Raw genomic sequence first — 21936 nt, forward strand, 5'->3', positions numbered from 1 at the left:
TATGCCAGAACGCGTTCAAAACACCACAAAGAAAATCATGTAAAAACAAAACATTGGATGCGTGTTTTGAACGGCTTAATTCTTAAGAGCCTATCTATGAATTGACACTAACCAACTATAAAAATCACACGAAGTGAAAAACAACTTGCTCAAATATCACGCTAATATTTTAAAACTCTGTTAAATTTGACTCCAAAATAAGGACTCTGATGAGCAATAATCGTTCTTTTTATTTGTATCAGGTATCGGATATTCTGTTCACTTCGTCAACAAAAGCATTTGGCATGTTATTTTCCTGGTGGATGATTGAGATACTAAAGCTGGAATTAAAACTCGGCTGGTTTATCTTTTTTTGTTGGTTATTTCAGATTTTATTCTTAATTAAGTTCGGAGAAATAGGCGATAAAATTAATAAAAGAAGTTTTGTACTGTATTGTGCAATCCCTTCCTTTATTCTTTTTGTTATTTCTAACTTTGTCGACAGTAATTTTTACCTGTCATTAGGTTTAATTTACATTACAACCTCAATTGCGGCAGCTATTATTCAGCCTATAGGAACAAGCATCATTCCTGAAATAATGGATAAAAGTAAATTAGAGCAGGCATTTAAATACCGAGGCTTGGTAAATTCCATTAATACTATGCTTGGCCCAGCGATCTCTGGGTTAATTATTCACTATTTAAATATTGACGGCGCATTAATTTTTATCGCGGCAATGTCATTGCTGCCATTAGTTGGTTTCTATTTCATTAAAACAAATTCAGAAAATTTATCTGAAAAAACGGGTCATCGTGGTCAAAAAAGTTTTAGAATCATTACCAAAAACCCAACCGAGATAAGATTATCACTGGTCTCTGCTTTCTTTAATTTTGCGATTACGCCATTAATAATCTATATCCTGCCAATTATCATTTTAAATCAATTTAAACTCAGTGCATTACATGTTGGTATTGCTGAGGCAACCTTTGGCGTTGGTATGATGTTTGGCAGTGTCTTTATCATAAATCAGATAAATAAAGTATTATGCAAGGCTCATACTGCATTTGTTTCAGCACTCGTTATGGCACTCTGTATTGCCGGAATATCACAGGCAGGCACTTTTATTGAGTTATGTTGTTACATGCTATTTTGTGGTATCGGTTTAGTTATTTATAATATAAACACGACTTCTATTCGCTGTCTTGCCACACCAGAGAATTACCGTAATTCAATGGAGTCAAAATTCATTGCCATTTGCATGGCATCTATTCCTCTGGGAATGCTGACAGCAACTTATATTATTGATAGTTACGATATTAAAGTATTATTGTTAGGTTTCTCTTTCTTTATGGGATTAATATCACTATTGATTTTATCTTCCCCAAGATATATCGAAATCTCAAAAATGTCAGAAAACCAGTTAAATGGTTACTATGAAAAAATCTACCCTGAAGCATTTGGTTTTAAAAGCTGACTGATTAAATGGCCTGCAATGAGATATTGCAGGCCATTTAATTATACTCCGTTAGGGAAAATCAATGTCTGCCCCGGAGATTCACGATTCAGATGAATAAAATTCAGGTGCTTCTCATAGTGATCAAGAATATCACTGATAATCTGCTCTTTTGTGTATCCCATCAAATCATTACCCTGAGTCCCTTCTATCAAGAAAGTTTCCAGCCGGAAATAGTCAGATTTGCCTAATCTTGCACGGTAAGTAAACCCAGGAACAGAGTAACGTTGAGGCCAAATCTGGTAAATAAAATCCTGTTCATCTCCCAAATCCACAATCAACTCAAGTGGGGTAAGGCGTTTATCTTCTTCTGAAAGCAGCATATTAAACTGTACTTTTGCTCCCCGTAATTCCAGCTCTTTTGCAACTTCCTGCATCGCAGGACGACACACTATATTCAGCATACGTTGAGTACTTTTTGTGCCGGGAAAATGCATCATACGGCTTAGTCGCTGTTTCCAGTTCAGAGAACCATTATCATGCACCAATGTCGGAGATGTATTCTGTAAAGCGCTGGCTTTACGAAAATCCTCAACCCGCAACGATTTATACAATCCCGCCATGATGAAAAAAATCACAAAACTAAACGGCAGCCCCATGATGACCGTCATATTCTGCAAAGCGGAGATACCGTCCGTCATTAATATACCCAGCGTCAGTACACCAATTGCCACAGACCAGAATATCCGCAGCCAGTTCGGCGCATCATTATTCATGTCACTGAGATTGGAAGTAAAATTACCTAAAACCAATGATCCAGAATCTGCTGACGTAACATAAAACAGCAGCCCTGTGATTGTGGCAACAGAAGCACTCAGTGTGAAAGCCGGGTAAAGTGCCAGCAGGTCATAAAACCCCCGTTCAGGATGAACTAACACCGTTTCAGCTAATTCGCGGTGGCCGTGAAGAATTTCATATAACGCGCTATTACCAAAGACAGACAGCCAAATCAGGGTAAATACAAATGGAATAATCAATGTTCCCATCACAAACTGGCGGATCGTACGGCCACGGGAAATACGGGCAAGAAATAACCCAACAAAGGGTGACCAGGCTACCCACCATGCCCAGAAAAACAGCGTCCAACTATTCATCCATTCAGTCGGTCGTTCAAACGCAAAGCTATTGAGGGTCATCCCCATAAAACGGCTGATATAATCACCAACATTCTGTACCAGCCCATTAAGCAAAAACTCCGTATCCCCGACAAAAAGAATAAACAATACCAATCCTAATGCCAGCAGAACATTTAATTCAGACAGAAACCGAATACCTTTATTCACTCCTGAGGTCACAGATACTGTTGCCACGATAACCGACAGCAGTATTAATCCCCCCTGAACTCCCAATCCCTGAGGCAAATCAAACAACACTTTCAGGCCATAGTTTAGCTGTACGACACCAATCCCAAGCGTTGTCGCGATGCCGAAAATCGTCCCGATTACTGCGGCAATATCCACAGTATGACCTATCGCACCTTTAATACGGTTTCCGAAAATAGGATAAAGCGCCGAGCGGATAGTTAATGGCAAATTGTAACGATAACTAAAATAGCCCAGTGCAATCCCCATCAAAGCATACATAGACCAGCCCGTCAGGCCATAGTGAAACAGTGTCCACACCATCGCCTGACGAGCTGCTTCAATTGTTTCCCCTTGGCCCGTCGGCGGACGCATATATTGGGTAATCGGCTCAGCAACAGAGAAAAACATCAAATCAATGCCGATTCCGGCCGCAAACAACATTGCAGCCCAGCTAAGCAGACTAAATTCAGGTTTAGATTGTTCCGGGCCCAGCTTGATAGCGCCAAAACGAGAGGCCGCAACAAAAATGACAAAGACAATGTAAAGTGTGGCCGCCAGCAGGTAGTACCAGCCAAATGTTTTTGAAACCCAGTTAAGAGTGTTTTTTATCCAGATGCTTGTTGCATCCGTGAAGAAAAGTGTGAAAAGAGAAAAAATAATAATTAATGCTGCTGAGGTAAAAAAAACGACAGAGTTCAGTGAATCCTTCTGATTGTTTTTTGGACTGTCTCCGCTGTTCATAGGCAGTTCCTGAAGTGAATGAAAGGAAAAAATATAAAAGAGTCATATTCATAATCTGTTGAATAACATAATAAAAATTAAATCATCTTCGATAACCCCAGCCAGTATTTGTAAAATTATTGTAATAAAACATATTTAATTTTGATTGAACATTCAATCAAAAAAAAGTTTAATAGTGACCGAGCCATTGATCTCTGAGCGTACAGTCATGCCAAAAGTCGGAATACAGTCAATAAGAAAACAGCAGCTTATTGATGCTACATTAGCTGTTATTAATGAAGTTGGAATGCAGGAAGCAAGTATTGCTCAGATAGCAAGAAAAGCGGGTGTATCTAACGGTATCATCAGCCATTATTTCAAAGATAAGAATAAATTACTTGAAGCTGCCATGCGGCACTTATTACATCAACTCCAGATGGCTATTGCGCGGCGATTAAGGCTGCTCGACAATGCCAGCCCTCTTAACAGGCTAAAAGCCATCATTGACGGAAATTTTGATACTAGCCAGATTAATAGTGCCGCCATGAAAACCTGGCTGGCTTTCTGGGCAAGCAGTATGCACCAACCCAATTTATACCGGTTACAGCAAATTAACGAACGCCGACTTTATTCCAATATCTGTGCCGAATTCAACAAGGCTTTGCCCAGAAGAGAAGCGCAACTGGCTGCCCAAGGGCTGGCAGCTCTGATTGACGGCATCTGGCTGAGAAGCGCCTTGAGCAGCAAGCCTTTTGATACAGAAAGTGCATTCACGATTACTTTCGATTACATCGAACAAAAACTCAAATGAGCATTCTTCCTGAATTCTGACCTAAGGAGAACCCATGACCCGCTTTGGTTTACAGAAGCTTTATATCCACGGTGCTTATGTTGACAGCACTAATCTTGATAAAAATACTCCTGATAAAAATATTTTTGATGCAATCAATCCGGCGAATGGTGAAATCATTGCACAATTACAGTCTGCAACTGAACAGGATGTCCAACGGGCTGTGGAAAGTGCCCAAAAAGGGCAGAAAATCTGGGCCGCGATGACAGCGACAGAACGCTCCCGGGTGCTGCTTAAAGCTGTTGATATTCTGCGTGAACGCAATGATGAACTGGCTGAACTGGAGACTCTAGATACCGGTAAACCACTTTCTGAAACCCAACAGGTTGATATCGTCACCGGCGCCGATGTTCTGGAATATTATGCCGGCCTGATCCCTGCACTTGAAGGCCAGCAAATTCCGTTACGCGAATCCTCTTTCGTCTATACGCGCCGTGAACCTCTGGGCATCGTTGCGGGTATCGGCGCATGGAACTATCCAATCCAAATTGCCCTGTGGAAATCAGCACCCGCGCTGGCAGCCGGTAATGCCATGATTTTCAAACCCAGCGAAGTGACCTCCCTTACCGCTCTGAAACTTGCTGAAATTTATACCGAAGCAGGTCTGCCTGATGGTGTATTTAACGTACTGACAGGCATGGGGCATGAAACAGGCCACTATCTGGCTGTCCATCCGAAAATTGCCAAAATGTCTTTTACCGGCGGCATTGTCACCGGTAAAAAAGTGATGGCTAATGCATCCGGTTCAACCCTGAAAGAAGTAACGATGGAGCTGGGTGGAAAATCTCCATTGATTATTTTCGATGATGCCAATCTGGATCGGGCAGCCGATATTGCCATGATGGCAAACTATTTCAGCTCTGGTCAGGTTTGTACCAACGGTACACGGGTTTTTGTTCCGAAGGCACTGGTTCCTCATTTTGAAAACAAAATAATGGAGCGAGTTAAACGAATCCGTATCGGTTCCCCCCTCGATCCGAATACCAATTTCGGCCCTCTGGTGAGTTTCCCGCATATGGAGTCGGTTCTGCGCTATATAGAAAACGGCAAAAATGCCGGGGCACACCTGCTGTACGGTGGCAAACGTCTTACGGAAGGTGAATTAGGAAAAGGGGCATTTGTTGCACCCACGGTATTCACTGACTGCACGGATGATATGCTTATTGCACGGGAAGAAATTTTCGGCCCGGTAATGTGTATTCTTGCTTATGAAACAGAAGATGAAGTCATTGCCCGTGCTAACAATACGGATTATGGCCTCGCTGCTGGCGTTGTGACAAAAGATCTCTCCCGCGCTCATCGTGTTATCCACCAGCTGGAAGCCGGAATCTGCTGGATAAACACTTGGGGAGAATCACCAGCTGCAATGCCGGTTGGCGGCTATAAACACTCCGGTGTCGGCCGTGAAAACGGGCTGGTCACACTACAACATTACACACAGATTAAATCTGTACAGGTTGAGCTGGGTAATTTTGAATCGTTATTTTAAACAACGATGACTGAAACAGAGGAGATAACAATGGTATTTGACTACATTATTATCGGTGCTGGTTCAGCGGGTAATGTGCTTGCAACTCGTTTAACAGAAGATCCGAATATCACAGTCCTGTTGCTGGAAGCTGGCGGGCCTGATTATCGATTTGACTTTCGCACTCAAATGCCAGCAGCGCTGGCATACCCCTTGCAGGGAACCCGTTATAACTGGGCGTATGAAACCGATCCTGAACCCTATATGAATAACCGCCGCATGGAATGCGGACGAGGCAAGGGGTTAGGCGGTTCATCACTGATCAATGGGATGTGTTATATCCGTGGAAACGCGCTGGATTTCGACAACTGGGCAAAACAGCCGGGTCTGGAAGAGTGGTCATACCTTGATTGCCTGCCTTATTTCCGCAAAGCAGAATCACGGGATATCGGCCAGAACGACTATCATGGTAGCGATGGCCCTGTCAGTGTGACGACACCAAAAGCGGGTAATAACGAACTTTTTCACGCAATGGTGAAAGCAGGTGTTCAGGCGGGTTATCCAGCTACAGATGATCTGAATGGTTATCAGCAGGAAGGGTTTGGCCCGATGGATCGTACCGTTACCCCCAAAGGCCGTCGATCCAGTACTGCCCGTGGTTATCTGGATCAGGCCAGACAGAGGGCTAATCTGACCATCATTACCCATGCCTTAACAGATACGATCACATTTAAAGGTAAAATGGCCGTTGGCGTTGCTTTTTATCAGGGTAATAATTCCGAACTGATACAGGCTACTGCACAAAAAGAAGTTTTACTTTGTGCCGGTGCAATAGCTTCTCCACAAATTTTGCAACGGTCAGGAATTGGCCCTGAAGAAGTATTAAATGAATTTTCGATTCCTGCGGTACATATCCTGCCGGGGGTTGGACAAAATCTTCAGGATCACCTTGAAATGTACCTGCAATATGAGTGCCTGAAACCCGTTTCACTCTATCCTTCGCTGAAATGGTATAACCAGCCCATGATTGGTGCAGAATGGTTATTTCAGGGAACAGGAGTTGGTGCCAGTAATCAGTTTGAAGCGGGGGGCTTTATCCGTACCAGTGAAAAATTTGACTGGCCTAATATTCAGTTCCATTTCCTGCCGGTTGCTATTAATTACAACGGCAGCAATCCCGTCAACGAGCATGGTTTTCAGGCTCATGTTGGTTCAATGCGTTCCCCAAGCCGTGGCCGTGTAAAAATTACGTCACGCGATCCACGCCAGCATCCGAGCATTCTGTTTAACTACATGTCTACCGAACAGGACTGGCAGGAATTCCGCGATGCCATCCGCATCACACGGGAGATCATGGCACAACCGGCTCTGGCTCCCTATTGTGGTCGGGAAATAAGTCCCGGAGCGGATATCCGAACAGATGATCAGCTGAATGCCTTTATTCGTGAACGAGCTGAAACTGCTTTCCACCCATCCTGTAGCTGCAAAATGGGGTTTGATGAGATGGCGGTGGTTGATGGTCAGGGACGTGTACATGGTGTTGAAAATTTACGGGTCATTGATGCGTCTATTATGCCGGAGATCATTACCGGTAATCTGAACGCCACCACAATTATGATGGCAGAGAAAATTGCCGATAAAATGAGGGGAAATGCGCCTCTGCCCCGTAGTCAGGCAAAATACTATATTGCCAATGGTGAGCCTGCCCGCAAACCTGCACTGAAAAGTTCGCCTACAAATTAATACTTACTGGCAGATCAATTATCAATACGGGAAATAGCTGAGTGATTCATCAACTGCTGTTCCCGTATTTATATACTCGGTGAGTCAGGAGGCAACGTTAAAAAGCCAAGAGTTTTAGAGTAGATCCAGTGTCATAAAGATATGCTCTGCCCCATCTTCCATATAGATTTCACCTTTTGTTTGATAGCCAAGTCCTTCATAAAATGGCTGGGCATGACATTGTGAAGATAAACCAATCGTTGCTACTCCATTTTTGCGGGCATAATCCTCAATGTATTCCATCACCAGACGGCCGATACCCTGCCCCCGGTAAGCTTTCAAAACAGCGACACGCCCCACTTTGAGCATATTGTTATGTTCAGGAACAGCCCGTAATACCGCAACAGGCTTTTCTGAATCAGATACTACGACATGCAGGGCAATATCATCATACTCATCAATATCAATGTCGGCGGCAAATCCCTGCTCATCGGTAAAAACTTGTTGGCGGATATTGAAAGCCTGCTGAGTTAATTCAGGGTTTTGTCTTCCTAAGCTGTGTTCTATTTTCATTTTTATACCCTAAACATAATTAATTACAGAGATACGAAGTAATAAGATAGTAATAAAAAAATAAAAAACAAGGGCGTTTCTTATAGAGACGCCCTTCTGATTTTTGCTGACGTTCAAACTGGTAAACTACACAAACAAGGTTTCAGAGAGAGAAATAAACCGCGCCAGCTCAACCTTCTTCTTTTTTATCGTCATCGCCCTTCAGCTTTTTAATTAAATCATCCGTTTTTTTATCGGCATCGGATTTCATTTCTTTCGACTTCGATTTTGCGTCATCGGTAAACTGATTAATTTTATCTTTAGCCTGCTGCTCTATTTCCCCGGTTTTATTTTTCACCTTATCAGCCACATCACCGACAGATTTAGTGATGCTATTCTTTATATCTTCCGTTTTGGATGACATTTGGTTTACCGAACTTTGGGCGGCGCTTTCCACATTACTCTGTAATTTCTTCAGGTTATCTGTTGCTTTCTGCTCTTCAGACCCAGTATTTTCTTGTGTTCCCTGCGGTTTTTCCTTTGCATTGTCCATTGCGTCTGAGCTTTTCTGCTCTGAATCAGTCTTCATTTGAGCCGCACTATTTTCAGCAGGATGCATCGCATCCTCAGCTTTTTTAGTTGCATCATCACAGCCCGCAATGAATGCCACAATTCCGGCCAGAAACAGAGTACTAAGAATCTTCTTCATTGGCTAACCCCTTGCACTTACGGAAATAATCTTGCAAATGAGTGTTCTGGCTTTTTATGCCACAACATCCATAAGCACGTTGTCGCAAACCTTGCAGATAAAAATAATTCTCACTTTTATCTGCCCGATTTGCTTTCTCAGGTGACTTATAGCAATGCAATATTTCATACAGACATATTTCGGGAAATTTATGGCAAATAATAGTCAAAATTTAGAAAAACGCCCAATCGCAACTTTTATCCGAAAAATTGTAAGCGGAACATTCTCTGGCTCTCTGGTGCTGGGAACAGTCTTTTCCGGCTCAGTTTCGGCGGCTGAAACACCTTCAGGACAAGCGCCTGAAAAGAGAAATGATACGGTTCAGCTCGCTACACTTTCTGTTGTAGGAAGCGCTCATAACAGCACCAGTGCGGGAAGCTCAGCACTCAAACAGGAAGATATCGACCGTACCCAAGCGGATAATATCGCTGAGTTACTTGAACAGCTTCCCGGTGTTTCAATGTCTGGTTCACCGCGTCCCGGTGGACAAACATTAAATATCTGGGGAATGGGAGATCAGGAAGATGTCAAAGTGACACTGGATGATGCCCCCAAAGGTTTTGAAAAATATCGGCAAGGCTCCATCTTTATCGAACCGGAGTTAATCAAACGGATTGATGTGGATAAAGGGCCGCATAATATCCTGAATGGTAACGGCGGGTTTGGTGGCTCTATTAAAGTTGAAACCAAAGATGCCAGCGATTTATTACGCTCTGATGAGGACTGGGGCGGATTTATTAAACAAAGCTACCACACCAATGACAGACAATGGATTAACAGCGCAGCATTATATGGCAGAGATCCAAATGGCAACGCTGATGGTCTGCTGTATTTCAGCAAACGCGATGGTCATAATATTAAGCGCCCCGATGGTACACGGTTTGAGTTTTCACAAAACAACCAGACCTCCTATTTACTGAAAACAAATTTCTACCCCAGTGACACACACACAATAAGCTTGTCAGCTATGCATTCAGAATCCGCTGGCTGGCAGCCTTGGGCTGCTAAGCGGGGAATAATGAATGTACCAACTGAAAGCGATATAGAAAAATATGGTAGGGATAGCGCATGGAAAAGAAAACTGATTTTTCGTGATCAGACTGATCAAAACTATAGCGCTAAATGGAATATCGCACCGGAAGATAATGTATGGATAAATTTAACACTAACCTACGCTTATTCCAAAACCAAACAAAATGATAGTCGTCCCAATAACGCATCATCCCTGTTCAATGGATCAATGGGGAACAAAAGTTGGACGGATTACACCGACAATCTGGTTGAGATCAAGAATAATAGCGTATTCTTAACGGGTATAATCGAACATGAATTAATCACCGGAACTCGTTGGCATAAGAACCAACGCAACGTGTTAATGTTCGATAAAGGGAACAAAGGTAAAGCTGAGTATAATTACGGTTACTATCAACCTTATTATATGCCAGCGGGCACTCAGCATACCTACAGCTTGTATATGCAGGACTCTCTGAATCTGGGTAACGTTACAGTTACACCGGGAGTACGTTATGACCATGTGAAAAATACCGGTGAAGAAAATAAGGCTCCCCGTTTTAACAATAAAGCACCTGAAGCCAATCATGACTACAGCAGTGTAACTTATGCCGGTTGGACGCCTCATCTGGGCCTAATGTGGAAAACCAATAAAAATCTTTCACTGTTTGCAGATATCAGCCACACATGGAGAGCTCCACTGATAGATGAACAGTATGAGGTTCAATCAGAAAGAACCAACGTTCCGGGTTCCAGCCGCAATCTCAACGTTGAAAAAATGACAGGGATACGACTTGGTGCCATTCTTGATTACGGTAACCTGATCTCAGAAAATGACAGCCTACAAATTCGCACTACACTATTCCGCAATCGGGGAAAAGATGAAATTTTCAAAAGGCGTGGAATTTATTGTGAAGAACACAAAAAAAGCGGTGCAAATGATGCATGTGGAAAACCATTATCAAATCATCGCAACCTACCCGGCTATACTCTTGAAGGGTTAGAAATAGAAACTTTCTACGATAGCCCTCTCCTATTTGGTAAGTTATCCTACTCTACTATGCGCGGGCAACGCGATGCTTCTCCGCGCGACCCGTGGATAGGACATAAAACCCACTGGGATCAAATACCCCCGGCATCATTGCGCACAACGCTCGGCTTTAAAATCCCGCTTTTGCAAATGACGATGGGCTGGAAAAGTGAGTTTATCCGTAAACAAGATCGTTCACCGATAGATGACGATCCTGATGCGGGGCATTGGTCATTACCAAAGAGTAAAGGTTATGCTCTGCACGGCCTGTTTGCAAGCTGGCAGCCGCCTTTTATACAAGGTTTTGAAGCAAGGATCACCATCGACAATTTGTTAAATCGTGATTACTATCCATACTTATTGGATACTTCTTCAGGTATCGGTCGCAACTATAAATTCAGTATTTCACAGCATTTCTGACTGCCATTAAACACCTCATACAATATACCCTCTTAATTTTTAAGAGGGTTATTGCTGCAATGTGCTATTGACTTCCATTAATAAATAAAAATAATAATCATTATCAAATCTATTTATGTAGGCAATATCACATGGCTGTGCAAAAAAGCACATTCGGACACAATGAAATAGCTCGTCAGCTCTATAACGAATACCACGAATGGCTGCTCAGCTGGATCAAACAGAACTGTGCCAATCTCAACCATGCAGAAGATCTGTCCCATGATATTTTTATCAAATTGCTACAATCTCCAGATCTGGCTGATATCCGTTATCCTAAAGCCTTTTTAATTACCATGGCCCGTAGAATCATCGCTAATTATTACCGACGGAAAAAGCTCGAAGAAAATTATCTGGACTATATCAGTACAGTGCCGAAAAACACGTTCTGTCCGGCAGAACATCAACTCGTACTGTTGGAACAATTAGAGCGGATAGACAATACACTTGATAAGCTACCAATAAAAGTCAGACAAGCATTTCTGCTGACACAGTTGCAAGGAATGCGCTATAAAGACGTAGCAGAAGATCTTGGTATTTCAATGAGTTCAGTAAAAAGTTACTTACAACAAGCTCATAAAAGATGCCACCCTCTTAGTAGCCCATAGAAAAACAAAACCCGCTGTTTCTTCTAACAACGGGTTTTGTTTAAATTCGTTTTCTCTGCTAATTACAAAATACGGTTTTTTTCTAACTGAGCAAGACGGGCAGCTTCCCTTGCCTCGCGCTTTTTGCGGGCATCGCAGGGCGATGGACAATCACACACTTTCTCAACACCAATGCTTCCCAAACCACCGCAACTTCCCTGAATACTTTTGCGTTTAACAATATAACCTAACGCCATTCCTGCAAAAGCCAGCAGGAAAAAGATAAAGGCTGCGATAAAGACTTCCATAACCTTCCCTCTTATTGCTTCTGTTGTACGTCTTGTTTCTGTTGTAAATAAGGTTTAAAGGCCGGGCTATAACGCTCTTCAAAACCTTCTTTAGTTTTGACAATCATAAAGACAGGTATGTTCAGCTTCTCAGCGATTTCCATTCCTTTTTCCGGCCCCAGCACATCTATTCCGGTAGAAAAACCATCTGCGCTCATACAGGTTGGAGCAAGTACTGTGATTGAAACCAGATTGTGCGCAATAGGTCGCCCTGTCTTAGGGTTAATCGTGTGAGAATAACGTACACCGTTCTGTTCAAAATAGTTACGGTAATCACCTGATGTGGCAACAGCCATCTTGCCCAGTTCAATAATCTCCTGAGCACTCTGCGTCATTCCACTATCGGATGGTTTTTCAATCGCAATCCGCCAAGGTGTCCCTTTGCCATTATTACCTGCCGTGCGGACTTCACCACCAATATCAACCATATAATTATCGATATTCTGAGAAGCCAGATATTCCGCCACGACATCAACACCATAGCCTTTAGCAATAGAAGAGAGATCAACATACAATTCCGGAATCGATTTAATCAGGTTATTCCCTTCAACAGAGAGTTTATCAATTCCAATCCACGCCCTACGTGTTGCCAGTTCGTCCTCTGTTGGCGCTTTCGTCACCCGTCCTTCCGGCCCGAACCCCCATAGATTCACTAATGGCCCGACAGTAACATCCAGCGCTCCGTCCGTTAGTTTATTAATACGGATGGCTTCTCTAACAACCTTAGCTGTAGCTGCGGATACCGGAAAAGGCGTATTCACTTCACGGCTTTGATTAAAACGACTCAATTCAGAATTTGGCCGGTAAGTGGACATCTGGTCGTTCACTTCTTCCAGTAAACGATCAATCTCTTTTTGCATTATTTCCGGAGAAGGAACTGATGAATCAGCGACATATTTGACGGAGTAATATGTCCCCATCGTTTGCCCGCTCAGATTCTGCTGTTCAGGGCCACCACATGCTGACAGCAATACAGCCATAAACAGCATGACACCCCAGTTGATCATTTTTTTATTCAACATAACTTACTCTTTCTGAATCGTCAGCGCCCACAAAATGTGGGCGCTTATCGTTAAATCAAAGTGTTATATACCCACCACTGTTCGCTTTACTGCAATTGTGAGGCTATACATCATGGCCTGATGCACATCATCAGCCACCGAAATCATCCAACAGGATGTTTTCATCTTCTACACCAAGATCTTTCAGCATCTTAATGACTGCCGCGTTCATCACCGGAGGCCCACACATGTAGAACTCACAATCTTCCGGTGCCGGATGATCTTTCAGATAGTTTTCATACAGGACATTATGAATAAAGCCAGTGTAACCATCCCAATTATCTTCCGGCAAAGCATCAGACAAGGCCACATGCCATGTGAAGTTTTCGTTTTCGGCTGCCAGTTGGTCGAAATCTTCGGTGTAGAACATTTCGCGCTTAGAACGAGCACCGTACCAGAAAGTGATTTTACGCTTGGAACTCAGCCTTCTCAGCTGATCAAAGATATGTGAACGCATTGGAGCCATACCTGCACCACCACCAATGAAGACCATTTCTGCGTCAGTATCTTTGGCAAAGAATTCACCGAATGGGCCGGAAATTGTCACCTTATCACCGGCTTTCAGTGACCAGATATAAGAAGACATGATACCCGGTGCTACATCAGGATTTCTTGGCGGTGGCGTTGCAATACGCACGTTCAACATAATGATGCCATGTTCTTCGGGATAGTTCGCCATAGAGTAAGCGCGAACTGTTGGTTCATTGACTTCAGAAACATAGCGGAACAGGTTAAATTTATCCCAGTCTTCGCGGTATTCATCTGGTACATCAAAATCAGAATAACGGGCAACATGTGGAGGACATTCAATCTGAATATAGCCACCCGCACGGAATGGAACAACTTCCCCATCAGGAATTTTCAGTTTCAATTCCTTGATGAAAGTCGCTTTATTATCGTTAGAGATAACTTCACATTCCCACTTCTTCACGCCGAATATTTCTTCCGGCAATTCAATTTTCAGATCCTGTTTAACATTAACCTGACATGCCAGACGGCAGCCTTCTTTCGCTTCACGCTTGTTAATGTGAGACAGTTCGGTCGGCAGAATGTCTCCGCCACCTTCTTTAATTTTTACGCGACACTGACCACAGGAACCACCACCACCACAGGCAGAAGAAACGAAAATCCCCTGATTAGCCAGCATACCCAACAATTTGTCACCGGCAGGAGCGGTAAAACTTTTATCTTCCTCGCCATTGACTTCAACTTTAATATCCCCGGTGTTTACCAACTTCGATTTTGCGAACAAAATCATTGCAGTCAGTGCCAACACAATCAGGGTAAACATTACTACGCCTAGAATGATTATATCCATGAATTCTTCCCGCCTTTAGAGCTGCACGCCGGAAAAGGACATAAAGCCCAATGCCATCAGCCCGGTGGTAATAAAGGTGATTCCCAGTCCTTTCAAACCTGCCGGAACATCCGCATATTTCATTTTTTCACGAATCGCGGCCATCAGAACAATTGCCAGCATCCAGCCCATACCTGAACCAAAACCATATACGATAGATTCGCTAAAGTTATAGTCGCGCTGAGCCATGAAAGAAACTCCACCAAAAATCGCACAGTTTACCGTAATCAACGGCAGGAAAATCCCCAATGCGTTGTAAAGGGCGGGAACGTAGCGATCGAGGATCATTTCCAGTATCTGTACCAGTGCTGCAATCACACCGATAAAGGTGATGAAGTTCAGGAAGCTCAGATCAACACCTTCAATCAGAGCGCCATCACGAAGTACCAGATTGTAGACAAGGTTGTTGGCAGGAACAGAGATCCCCAAAACAACGGTTACGGCAACACCCAGACCAAAAGCCGTTTTTACGTTTTTGGATACCGCCAGAAAAGTACACATACCGAGAAAGAAGGATAACGCCATATTCTCGATAAAGACGGCACGGACAAACAAACTAATATAATGTTCCATGTTGTCTGTTACTCCTTATCAACCTGCGCAGGCTTCAGAGTCCGCAGACCCCAAATCAGCATACCAATGATGAAGAATGCGCTTGGTGCCAGCAGGAACAAGCCATTAGGCTGATACCAGCCACCATTCTTAATAGATTCCATCACTGTAATGCCCAGCAGTTTTCCTGAGCCAAACAGTTCGCGTAAAAAACCCACCAGCAACAGAATGACACCGTAGCCCAAACCGTTACCAATTCCATCCATAAAGCTCTCCACCGGCGGGGATTTCATGGCATAGGCTTCTGCGCGACCCATTACGATACAGTTAGTAATGATAAGGCCAACAAACACGGATAACTGTTTTGAGATTTCATAGGCAAACGCCTGTAAAATCTGGTCGACCACAATAACCAGCGATGCAATGATAGCCATCTGGACGATGATTCGCACACTGCCCGGAATATAGTTACGGATCAATGAAATAAAGAAGTTAGAGAATGCCGTTACCAGTGTTACAGCAATTGTCATTACCAGTGCAGTTTCCAGTTTGGTTGTTACAGCCAATGCTGAACACACCCCCAAAACCTGCAATGCAATCGGGTTATTATCAAATAACGGCCCAAGAAGGACGCGTTTTATCTCTTTACTATCAGCCATCTTTCAGGGCTCCTTCGCGTACTTTTTTCAGGAACGGACCAAAACCGTTATCACCCAACCAGAAATCAAACATATGCTGAACACCGTTGGAGGTCAGAGTCGCTCCGGACAAACCATCTACACCGTAAGGATTATCACCGGCACCACCACGAACGATTTTAATCGCCGGAGCACCTTCCGGATTAAACAGCTTTTTACCAACCCATTGCTTACGCCATTGCGGGTTATCAACTTCACCGCCCAAACCCGGGGTTTCGCCGTGAGAATAGTAAGTAATGCCGCGAGATGTTACGCCATCAACATCAATAGAAATAAACGCATACATCATTGACCACAAACCTGAACCGTAGATTGGTAATACCAGTTCAGTTGTTTTTCCATGATCATCTTTTACCAGATAGATTTCTGCCATATCAGCACGACGGCGGATTTTTGCCAGATCCTGCTTCGAGGATAAAGCGATACTGGTTTCATCACTGCGCAGGGCATTATTCAGGTCAAACTTACCATCACTCTTTTCAAGTGTTGCCGTTTTCAAATCAAGCAATTCAGGCTGAATACGACGGTCATAAGTTTCTTTGATTTCTTCTGTTGTCATGTTCGGTTTCAACAAACCGGCAACATCCAGAATATTGCGCTGCTTATCCAGCAGTTTCTGCTCCTGTTGTTGCGCTTTCAGACCTACGGCTGAACCGGCAACGACAATCGAACATACAAGACACAGCACAAAAACAACGAGAAACGTTCTGCCAATGCTGTCATTATTTTTTGGTTTATCATTAGCCACGGGCTTTTCTCCGCTTAATATTGGCCTGTACGACCAGATAATCGAACAGTGGCGCGAACAGGTTAGCGAACAGAATCGCCAACATCATCCCTTCCGGGTAAGCTGGGTTCACAACTCGGATCAGAATACACATGACCCCGATCAGAATACCGTAAGCCCATTTACCTTTATCCGTAAATGCAGCAGATACCGGGTCTGTAGCCATAAAGATCATACCAAAAGCGAAACCACCCAGAACCATATGCCAGTACCACGGCATAGCAAACATAGGGTTAGTGTCTGAACCAATCGCATTAAACAGATAAGACATTGCAATCATACCGATCATGACACCGGCAACGATGCGCCATGAAGCGATACGGGCAAACAGAATGATGGCACCACCGATGAAAATCATCAGCGTGGAGACTTCACCAACTGAACCCGGAATGTTACCAAGGAAAGCATCCATCCATGTTACAGGCTGGCCTGAAATGGTGTTCATCAGAGCGTGCTGGCCTGCATTCGCCCACTGAGACAGTGGCGTTGCACCAGAAAAACCATCCGCCGCAGTCCAGACCAGATCACCTGAAATTTGCGCAGGGTAAGCAAAGAACAGGAAAGCACGGCCTGCCAGCGCAGGGTTAAGAAAGTTACGCCCTGTTCCGCCAAAAATTTCTTTTGCAACTACGACACCAAAAGTAATACCCAGTGCCGCCTGCCATAATGGCAGAGTTGGCGGAACAATCAGTGCAAACAGAATGGAGCTGACAAAAAAGCCTTCGTTGATTTCATGTTTGCGGATAATGGCAAATAAAACTTCCCAGAATCCACCAACCACAAAAACAACAGCATAAATAGGCAGGAAATAGGTTGCACCCAGCAGCATTTTACTGGCCCACCCGGCATCCGGTGTCAGTGATGCACCAAGATACTGTGCCAGCATATAATGCCAGTCAGAAGCCAGAACCTGCTGTAATGCCTCTCCGCTGTATAAATGGGTCAGAGCAGGTATCGCCTGATTCCCCACGTTATACATTCCCCAGAACATCGCCGGAAAAACAGACATCCATACCAGAATCATCATGCGCTTGAGATCAATGGCATCTCGGACATGGGTTTTCCCTTTTGTCACCGTGCCCGGCGTGTAAAAGACGGTGCTCACTGCCTCATAGAGAGGATAGTATTTTTCCAGCTTGCCACCGGCCTCAAAGTGATGCTCTACTTTTTCAAAATAATTTTTCAGGCCCATGAATTACCCTTCCTGCTCAATCTTAGTCAGCACTTCACGCAGTACCGGACCATACTCATATTTACCCGGGCAAACATAAGTACACAGTGCCAAATCTTCTTCATCCAACTCCAGACAACCCAGAGCCTGAGAACCGTCAGTGTCCCCAGCCAGCAGATCACGAAGCAAGTGAGTAGCCATGATATCCAATGGCATGACACGTTCGTAGTTGCCAATTGGCACCATAGAGCGATCTCCGCCATTTGTTGAAGTTGAGAAAGCGAACCGCTTCTTCTTCAGGAAATGACCGATGGTAGTACGGGTAATGGAGAATTTATTCGTGCCGGGCGCGATCCAGCCAAACAACTCTTTTTCACGACCTTCAGACAGGACAGATACCAGAGTGTGAAAACGGCCCAGATAATGGTGAGCTTCATCTGATTTAGCGCCGCACAGGACTGAACCGGAAATTATGCGGTTTTCGCCCTCTTTCAGCTGGCCGTGGGTCAGCTCCAGAAGATCGACACCCAGACGGGAACGAACCAGACGCGGTGTTTTAACCTGTGGCCCGGCCAGAGAAATTACGCGATCAGTGTACAGTTCACCGGTTGTGAACAGCTTACCGATAGCAATAACATCCTGATATCCGAGATGCCATACTGTTTTCTGAGCACTGACCGGTTCAATGAAATGGATATGGGTTCCAACTAGCCCGGCCGGATGCGGCCCGACAAACTGGCTGTAAATAATTTGAGGGTTGTTCCCTGATGCTGGAATTTTCCCCGTGCCGTGGCAAACGTGGATTTTTCCCTCTGTCAGTTTTGACAGAATATTCAGACCATCAACAAAAGCCTCTTCCTGTGTTGCAATGACAACGGACGGATCAGCCGCCAGTGGCTGAGTATCAATTGCCGTAACAAAGATTGCCTTTGGTGTGGAGCCTGGGACAGGAGAACGACTGAAAGGACGTGTACGCAGTGCTGTCCACATTCCTGATGCAAGCAGGTTTTTTTCTACCTGTTCGCGAGTCAGACCGGCAAGCTCTGTACGATCGTAACGATCAAACGTTATTTTTTCGTCGCCATTAACTTCAATCACAACAGATTGCAGTACACGGCGTTCTCCACGTCCGATGGTTACAACTTTCCCACTTGCGGGACTGGTAAATACTACCCCTGGATTCTTTTTATCTTCAAAAAGAATTTGGCCTTTCTTAACATGCTCACCTTCCTTAACCAGCATAGAGGGACGCATTCCAACATATTCTTCACCTAATAAGGCGACATGGCGAATTGTCGGACCATCTTCTATAACTTGGGCAGGCGCTCCTGCTATCGGGAGGTCGAGTCCTTTTTTAATTTTAATCATAAGATTTGCACAAGTTTATCAGTTAAATCATATGCTACAAATCACCCTGTCATATTTCCGCAGGGTAACGCAGCGACTTCAGTAATAAAAAAACAGCTTGAGCGGCATATATCTCAAGTTATTCATGCCGATAATCGTTACAATATTCTCTTAAGTTTCGCCCGCAACGATTCTAACATTTCCCCCAAACGCTGTCTGACTAATCGAGTGATTTAGCTCAAGCAAATAAGAATAATTTCTCTGCTGAACCGTTAACCACTCGATAAATCCGAGCTAAATCATCACTTTTCCCTACTACGGAGGGCTTTTTAACCAGACTGTTTTTATGACCGCTAAATACCGCAACGATATTTACTCAGCATATTGCCACGACATGATAACCTCAATCGCAGGATGTCATTAAGTTATTACCTTCTGAGAGGGTTACATTATGAAAAAAAATGTTTTTTATTTTTTGCTGAGCTGGCTTCTGGCTAGTGTACCTGTATTTACTCAGGCTCAGGATTTATTATCAGGCAGCAAACAATTTAGTGAAAAATCATCATTAAAACAGCTTGGCTCCGATATCTTCATTCAAATATTCAAAGAAGAAAAAATTCTTGAACTCTATACCAAAAACAGCACAGGCCATTATCAATTAGTCCGCCAATATCCCATCTGTGACTATTCTGGCGGGCTTGGCCCCAAAACGCTGAAAGGAGATTTCAAAAGCCCGGAAGGTTTTTATCACGTCGGCCTTAAACAGTTAAAACCCGACAGCCGCTATTACCGGGCCATTAATATAGGCTTTCCTAATCAATTTGATAAAGACCGGGGTTATTCCGGAAAGAATTTAATGATCCATGGTGCATGTAAATCTATTGGCTGCTATGCCATGACCAACCGTTATATGGATGAAATCTACCGATACGCTGAAAAGGCTCTTCATCGCGGGCAACGGGAAATTAAAATTGAAATTTATCCTTTCAGGATGACGTCATCAAATATGAAACGCCATCACAATAACGCCAATTACTCATTCTGGGAGCAGTTGCAGCCTGCTTATGAATATTTCGTTCAAAATAGCACACCTGCAACTGTCAACGTCATCAGAGGAAAATATGTTTTAAATCAGGCAACTCAACCTGACAGCCAAACCCCATCAGATTATGCGTTCACCAAGATGAAATAATACATAGTTGCCCGGTTCAATTTTATGCCAGGTTTCATTATGTGTTAAAGGCTGAGTTGCGATCACTGAGACCACATCATCTGGATGAGTATGCTCCTGAAAATCAATTTCAATGTCCTGATCAAGCAATTTAGCTTTACCAAAAGGTGAGCGACGGGTAATCCAGTGCAGCTTCGTCGAACAGTAGGCCAGCATAAATTGTCCGTCAGACAACAGCATGTTGAAAACGCCTTTTCCCCTGAGTTCATCTGCCAGTGATGCGATAAAACGAAATACCGCAGGCCAGTTGGAAGGCCGTTTCGGATACTTCACCGACAACTGATGCAATATCCAGCAAAATGCCCATTCACTGTCCGTTTCACCCACCGGGCGATAGTTTCCCGTCTTCAGATTACGATGCCCTTTCAATTGACCATTATGAGCATAAGTCCAGTACCTTCCCCATAATTCACGGGTAAACGGATGCGTATTCACAAGAGATACATTGCCGCGGTTAGCCTGACGAATATGGGCAATAATAGCTTCTGATTTGATCGGATAACCCTGAATAAAACGGGCAACAGGCGAATGATAACAAGGTTGGTGATCTTTGAAGGCTCGGTATCCGAGACCTTCATAGAAAGTAATTCCCCAACCATCCCTGTGAGGGCCGGTATTCCCGCCTCGCTGGATCAGACCACTCAAACTGAAAACGATATCCGTTGGCACATTGGCACTCATGCCAAGTAATTCACACATTGCCTACCTCTAACCTGAACCTGATACCTGTTAACACTAATACCTGTTAACACTATGCGATCAGGCTTTTACCATTTCTTTTTCAATCAACTGGATCAAAATATGGATAACTTTAATATGAATTTCCTGAATACGATCCGCGTAACCGAAATGAGGTACACGGATTTCAACATCCGCTGTTCCGGCCATTTTACCGCCATCTTTACCAGTCAGCGTGATCACTTTCATCCCTTTTGCACGGGCTGCTTCAATTGCCTTAATAATATTGCCGGAATTACCTGAAGTTGAAATTCCCAGCAGAACATCGCCTTGCTGACCAACAGCTTCAATATAGCGGGAAAACACATAGTCATAGCCAAAATCATTACTCACGCAGGACAGATGGCTGGGGTCAGAGATAGCAATGCCAGGATACCCCGGACGGTTTTCACGATAACGGCCTGTCAGCTCTTCCGCAAAATGCATGGCATCACAATGTGAACCGCCATTGCCGCAAGAAAGCACTTTTCCTCCGGCCTTAAATGAATCTGCCAGCAAAACCGCTGCTTTTTGGATGGCATCAATATTGGCAGTATCGTTGAGGAAGTTAGTGAGTGTTTCTACGGCTTCAGATAATTCACTACGGATCAGATCTTGATACATGGGGTTCATACTCCTGAAAGGCAAAGTCTTCGGGATTAATAACGAGTTTGGCTTAATAACATTCTTGATTAATAACAACAGTTACCCAGTGTAACGGATT

Annotated in this window: 20 protein-coding genes; 7 read left to right on the forward strand and 13 right to left on the reverse strand. The window is 43.8% G+C overall.

The genetic code is table 11. The features are described 5' to 3' along the window. Nucleotides 1-209 precede the first annotated feature (209 nt). Nucleotides 210-1454, forward strand: coding sequence for an MFS transporter (locus Xinn_RS11685; protein WP_086953931.1), 1245 nt, complete (start codon nt 210-212; stop codon nt 1452-1454). Nucleotides 1455-1495: 41 nt separating this feature from the next. Here Xinn_RS11685 and Xinn_RS11690 read toward each other — a convergent pair whose 3' ends face one another. Further along, nucleotides 1496-3538 (reverse strand): choline transporter, encoded by a 2043-nt coding sequence (locus tag Xinn_RS11690; RefSeq protein WP_086953933.1) that lies wholly within the window; start codon nt 3536-3538, stop codon nt 1496-1498. 208 nt (nt 3539-3746) lie between these two features. Here Xinn_RS11690 and betI point away from each other — a divergent pair, with 208 nt between their 5' ends. The 3 genes from betI to betA are packed head-to-tail and all read left to right on the forward strand — an operon-like array spanning nt 3747 to nt 7578. Continuing rightward, nucleotides 3747-4328, forward strand: a complete 582-nt coding sequence (gene betI / locus Xinn_RS11695; RefSeq protein ID WP_086953935.1) for a transcriptional regulator BetI — start codon at nt 3747-3749, stop codon at nt 4326-4328. 34 nt (nt 4329-4362) lie between these two features. Then, nucleotides 4363-5856 (forward strand): betaine-aldehyde dehydrogenase, encoded by a 1494-nt coding sequence (gene betB, locus Xinn_RS11700; RefSeq protein ID WP_086953937.1) that lies wholly within the window; start codon nt 4363-4365, stop codon nt 5854-5856. Between the two features lie 30 nt (nt 5857-5886). Further along, on the forward strand, nt 5887-7578 hold the full coding sequence (gene betA, locus Xinn_RS11705) for a choline dehydrogenase (protein WP_086953939.1): 1692 nt from the start codon (nt 5887-5889) through the stop codon (nt 7576-7578). 114 nt (nt 7579-7692) lie between these two features. Here the strand turns inward: betA and Xinn_RS11710 are convergent, their stop codons facing one another. Further along, nucleotides 7693-8130 carry a GNAT family N-acetyltransferase gene (locus tag Xinn_RS11710; protein ID WP_086953940.1) on the reverse strand — a complete coding sequence of 146 codons (438 nt, stop codon included), beginning with the start codon at nt 8128-8130 and terminating at the stop codon, nt 7693-7695. Nucleotides 8131-8299: 169 nt separating this feature from the next. Continuing rightward, entirely contained in the window at nt 8300-8818 is a 519-nt protein-coding gene (locus tag Xinn_RS11715; protein ID WP_086953941.1) for a hypothetical protein, read from the reverse strand. A gap of 190 nt (nt 8819-9008) precedes the next feature. Here Xinn_RS11715 and Xinn_RS11720 point away from each other — a divergent pair, with 190 nt between their 5' ends. Both Xinn_RS11720 and Xinn_RS11725 read left to right on the forward strand, forming a co-directional pair. Then, nucleotides 9009-11318 (forward strand): TonB-dependent hemoglobin/transferrin/lactoferrin family receptor, encoded by a 2310-nt coding sequence (locus Xinn_RS11720; protein WP_244590188.1) that lies wholly within the window; start codon nt 9009-9011, stop codon nt 11316-11318. 131 nt (nt 11319-11449) lie between these two features. Next, nucleotides 11450-11965: a sigma-70 family RNA polymerase sigma factor gene (locus tag Xinn_RS11725; RefSeq protein ID WP_086953943.1), complete on the forward strand. Its 516-nt coding sequence runs from the start codon at nt 11450-11452 to the stop codon at nt 11963-11965. Nucleotides 11966-12027: 62 nt separating this feature from the next. Here the strand turns inward: Xinn_RS11725 and nqrM are convergent, their stop codons facing one another. The 8 genes from nqrM to Xinn_RS11765 form a co-directional block, all read right to left on the reverse strand. Continuing rightward, nucleotides 12028-12252 carry a (Na+)-NQR maturation NqrM gene (gene nqrM, locus Xinn_RS11730; protein ID WP_086953944.1) on the reverse strand — a complete coding sequence of 75 codons (225 nt, stop codon included), beginning with the start codon at nt 12250-12252 and terminating at the stop codon, nt 12028-12030. Nucleotides 12253-12263: 11 nt separating this feature from the next. Continuing rightward, entirely contained in the window at nt 12264-13313 is a 1050-nt protein-coding gene (locus tag Xinn_RS11735; RefSeq protein ID WP_086953945.1) for an FAD:protein FMN transferase, read from the reverse strand. Nucleotides 13314-13443: 130 nt separating this feature from the next. Next, nucleotides 13444-14670 carry an NADH:ubiquinone reductase (Na(+)-transporting) subunit F gene (gene nqrF / locus Xinn_RS11740; protein ID WP_086953946.1) on the reverse strand — a complete coding sequence of 409 codons (1227 nt, stop codon included), beginning with the start codon at nt 14668-14670 and terminating at the stop codon, nt 13444-13446. A gap of 15 nt (nt 14671-14685) precedes the next feature. Next, nucleotides 14686-15282 (reverse strand): NADH:ubiquinone reductase (Na(+)-transporting) subunit E, encoded by a 597-nt coding sequence (gene nqrE, locus Xinn_RS11745; RefSeq protein WP_086953947.1) that lies wholly within the window; start codon nt 15280-15282, stop codon nt 14686-14688. Nucleotides 15283-15290: 8 nt separating this feature from the next. Further along, nucleotides 15291-15920 carry an NADH:ubiquinone reductase (Na(+)-transporting) subunit D gene (locus Xinn_RS11750; protein ID WP_086953948.1) on the reverse strand — a complete coding sequence of 210 codons (630 nt, stop codon included), beginning with the start codon at nt 15918-15920 and terminating at the stop codon, nt 15291-15293. After that, nucleotides 15913-16707 (reverse strand): Na(+)-translocating NADH-quinone reductase subunit C, encoded by a 795-nt coding sequence (locus Xinn_RS11755; RefSeq protein ID WP_086953949.1) that lies wholly within the window; start codon nt 16705-16707, stop codon nt 15913-15915. Before Xinn_RS11755 ends, Xinn_RS11750 begins: the two co-directional genes overlap by 8 nt. Continuing rightward, nucleotides 16700-17938, reverse strand: a complete 1239-nt coding sequence (locus Xinn_RS11760; RefSeq protein WP_086953950.1) for an NADH:ubiquinone reductase (Na(+)-transporting) subunit B — start codon at nt 17936-17938, stop codon at nt 16700-16702. The genes Xinn_RS11755 and Xinn_RS11760 overlap by 8 nt, the downstream gene beginning before the upstream one ends. A 3-nt stretch (nt 17939-17941) precedes the next feature. After that, nucleotides 17942-19285, reverse strand: a complete 1344-nt coding sequence (locus tag Xinn_RS11765) for a Na(+)-translocating NADH-quinone reductase subunit A (protein WP_086953951.1) — start codon at nt 19283-19285, stop codon at nt 17942-17944. 430 nt (nt 19286-19715) lie between these two features. Between Xinn_RS11765 and Xinn_RS11770 the strand changes: the two genes are divergently transcribed. Continuing rightward, nucleotides 19716-20456 carry a L,D-transpeptidase family protein gene (locus Xinn_RS11770; protein WP_086953952.1) on the forward strand — a complete coding sequence of 247 codons (741 nt, stop codon included), beginning with the start codon at nt 19716-19718 and terminating at the stop codon, nt 20454-20456. Here Xinn_RS11770 and Xinn_RS11775 read toward each other — a convergent pair. Both Xinn_RS11775 and lpcA read right to left on the reverse strand, forming a co-directional pair. After that, complete coding sequence (locus tag Xinn_RS11775) at nt 20427-21194, reverse strand: class II glutamine amidotransferase (RefSeq protein ID WP_086953953.1); 768 nt, start codon at nt 21192-21194, stop codon at nt 20427-20429. The two genes, Xinn_RS11770 and Xinn_RS11775, sit on opposite strands and share 30 nt — an antisense overlap. Nucleotides 21195-21254: 60 nt before the next feature. Next, nucleotides 21255-21836, reverse strand: coding sequence for a D-sedoheptulose 7-phosphate isomerase (lpcA, locus tag Xinn_RS11780; protein ID WP_086953954.1), 582 nt, complete (start codon nt 21834-21836; stop codon nt 21255-21257). Nucleotides 21837-21936: the final 100 nt, after the last annotated feature.

It is taken from the genome of Xenorhabdus innexi, assembly GCF_002632485.1.
Taxonomy (GTDB): Bacteria; Pseudomonadota; Gammaproteobacteria; order Enterobacterales; family Enterobacteriaceae; genus Xenorhabdus; species Xenorhabdus innexi.

Coding starts and splice junctions, on each gene's coding strand:
- Xinn_RS11685 (WP_086953931.1), top strand. CDS start 210: ATGAGCAATAATCGTTCTTTTTATTTGTATCAGGTATCGGATATTCTG.
- Xinn_RS11690 (WP_086953933.1), bottom strand. CDS start 3,538: ATGAACAGCGGAGACAGTCCAAAAAACAATCAGAAGGATTCACTGAAC.
- betI (WP_086953935.1), top strand. CDS start 3,747: ATGCCAAAAGTCGGAATACAGTCAATAAGAAAACAGCAGCTTATTGAT.
- betB (WP_086953937.1), top strand. CDS start 4,363: ATGACCCGCTTTGGTTTACAGAAGCTTTATATCCACGGTGCTTATGTT.
- betA (WP_086953939.1), top strand. CDS start 5,887: ATGGTATTTGACTACATTATTATCGGTGCTGGTTCAGCGGGTAATGTG.
- Xinn_RS11710 (WP_086953940.1), bottom strand. CDS start 8,130: ATGAAAATAGAACACAGCTTAGGAAGACAAAACCCTGAATTAACTCAG.
- Xinn_RS11715 (WP_086953941.1), bottom strand. CDS start 8,818: ATGAAGAAGATTCTTAGTACTCTGTTTCTGGCCGGAATTGTGGCATTC.
- Xinn_RS11720 (WP_244590188.1), top strand. CDS start 9,009: ATGGCAAATAATAGTCAAAATTTAGAAAAACGCCCAATCGCAACTTTT.
- Xinn_RS11725 (WP_086953943.1), top strand. CDS start 11,450: ATGGCTGTGCAAAAAAGCACATTCGGACACAATGAAATAGCTCGTCAG.
- nqrM (WP_086953944.1), bottom strand. CDS start 12,252: ATGGAAGTCTTTATCGCAGCCTTTATCTTTTTCCTGCTGGCTTTTGCA.
- Xinn_RS11735 (WP_086953945.1), bottom strand. CDS start 13,313: ATGTTGAATAAAAAAATGATCAACTGGGGTGTCATGCTGTTTATGGCT.
- nqrF (WP_086953946.1), bottom strand. CDS start 14,670: ATGGATATAATCATTCTAGGCGTAGTAATGTTTACCCTGATTGTGTTG.
- nqrE (WP_086953947.1), bottom strand. CDS start 15,282: ATGGAACATTATATTAGTTTGTTTGTCCGTGCCGTCTTTATCGAGAAT.
- Xinn_RS11750 (WP_086953948.1), bottom strand. CDS start 15,920: ATGGCTGATAGTAAAGAGATAAAACGCGTCCTTCTTGGGCCGTTATTT.
- Xinn_RS11760 (WP_086953950.1), bottom strand. CDS start 17,938: ATGGGCCTGAAAAATTATTTTGAAAAAGTAGAGCATCACTTTGAGGCC.
- Xinn_RS11765 (WP_086953951.1), bottom strand. CDS start 19,285: ATGATTAAAATTAAAAAAGGACTCGACCTCCCGATAGCAGGAGCGCCT.
- Xinn_RS11770 (WP_086953952.1), top strand. CDS start 19,716: ATGAAAAAAAATGTTTTTTATTTTTTGCTGAGCTGGCTTCTGGCTAGT.
- Xinn_RS11775 (WP_086953953.1), bottom strand. CDS start 21,194: ATGTGTGAATTACTTGGCATGAGTGCCAATGTGCCAACGGATATCGTT.
- lpcA (WP_086953954.1), bottom strand. CDS start 21,836: ATGTATCAAGATCTGATCCGTAGTGAATTATCTGAAGCCGTAGAAACA.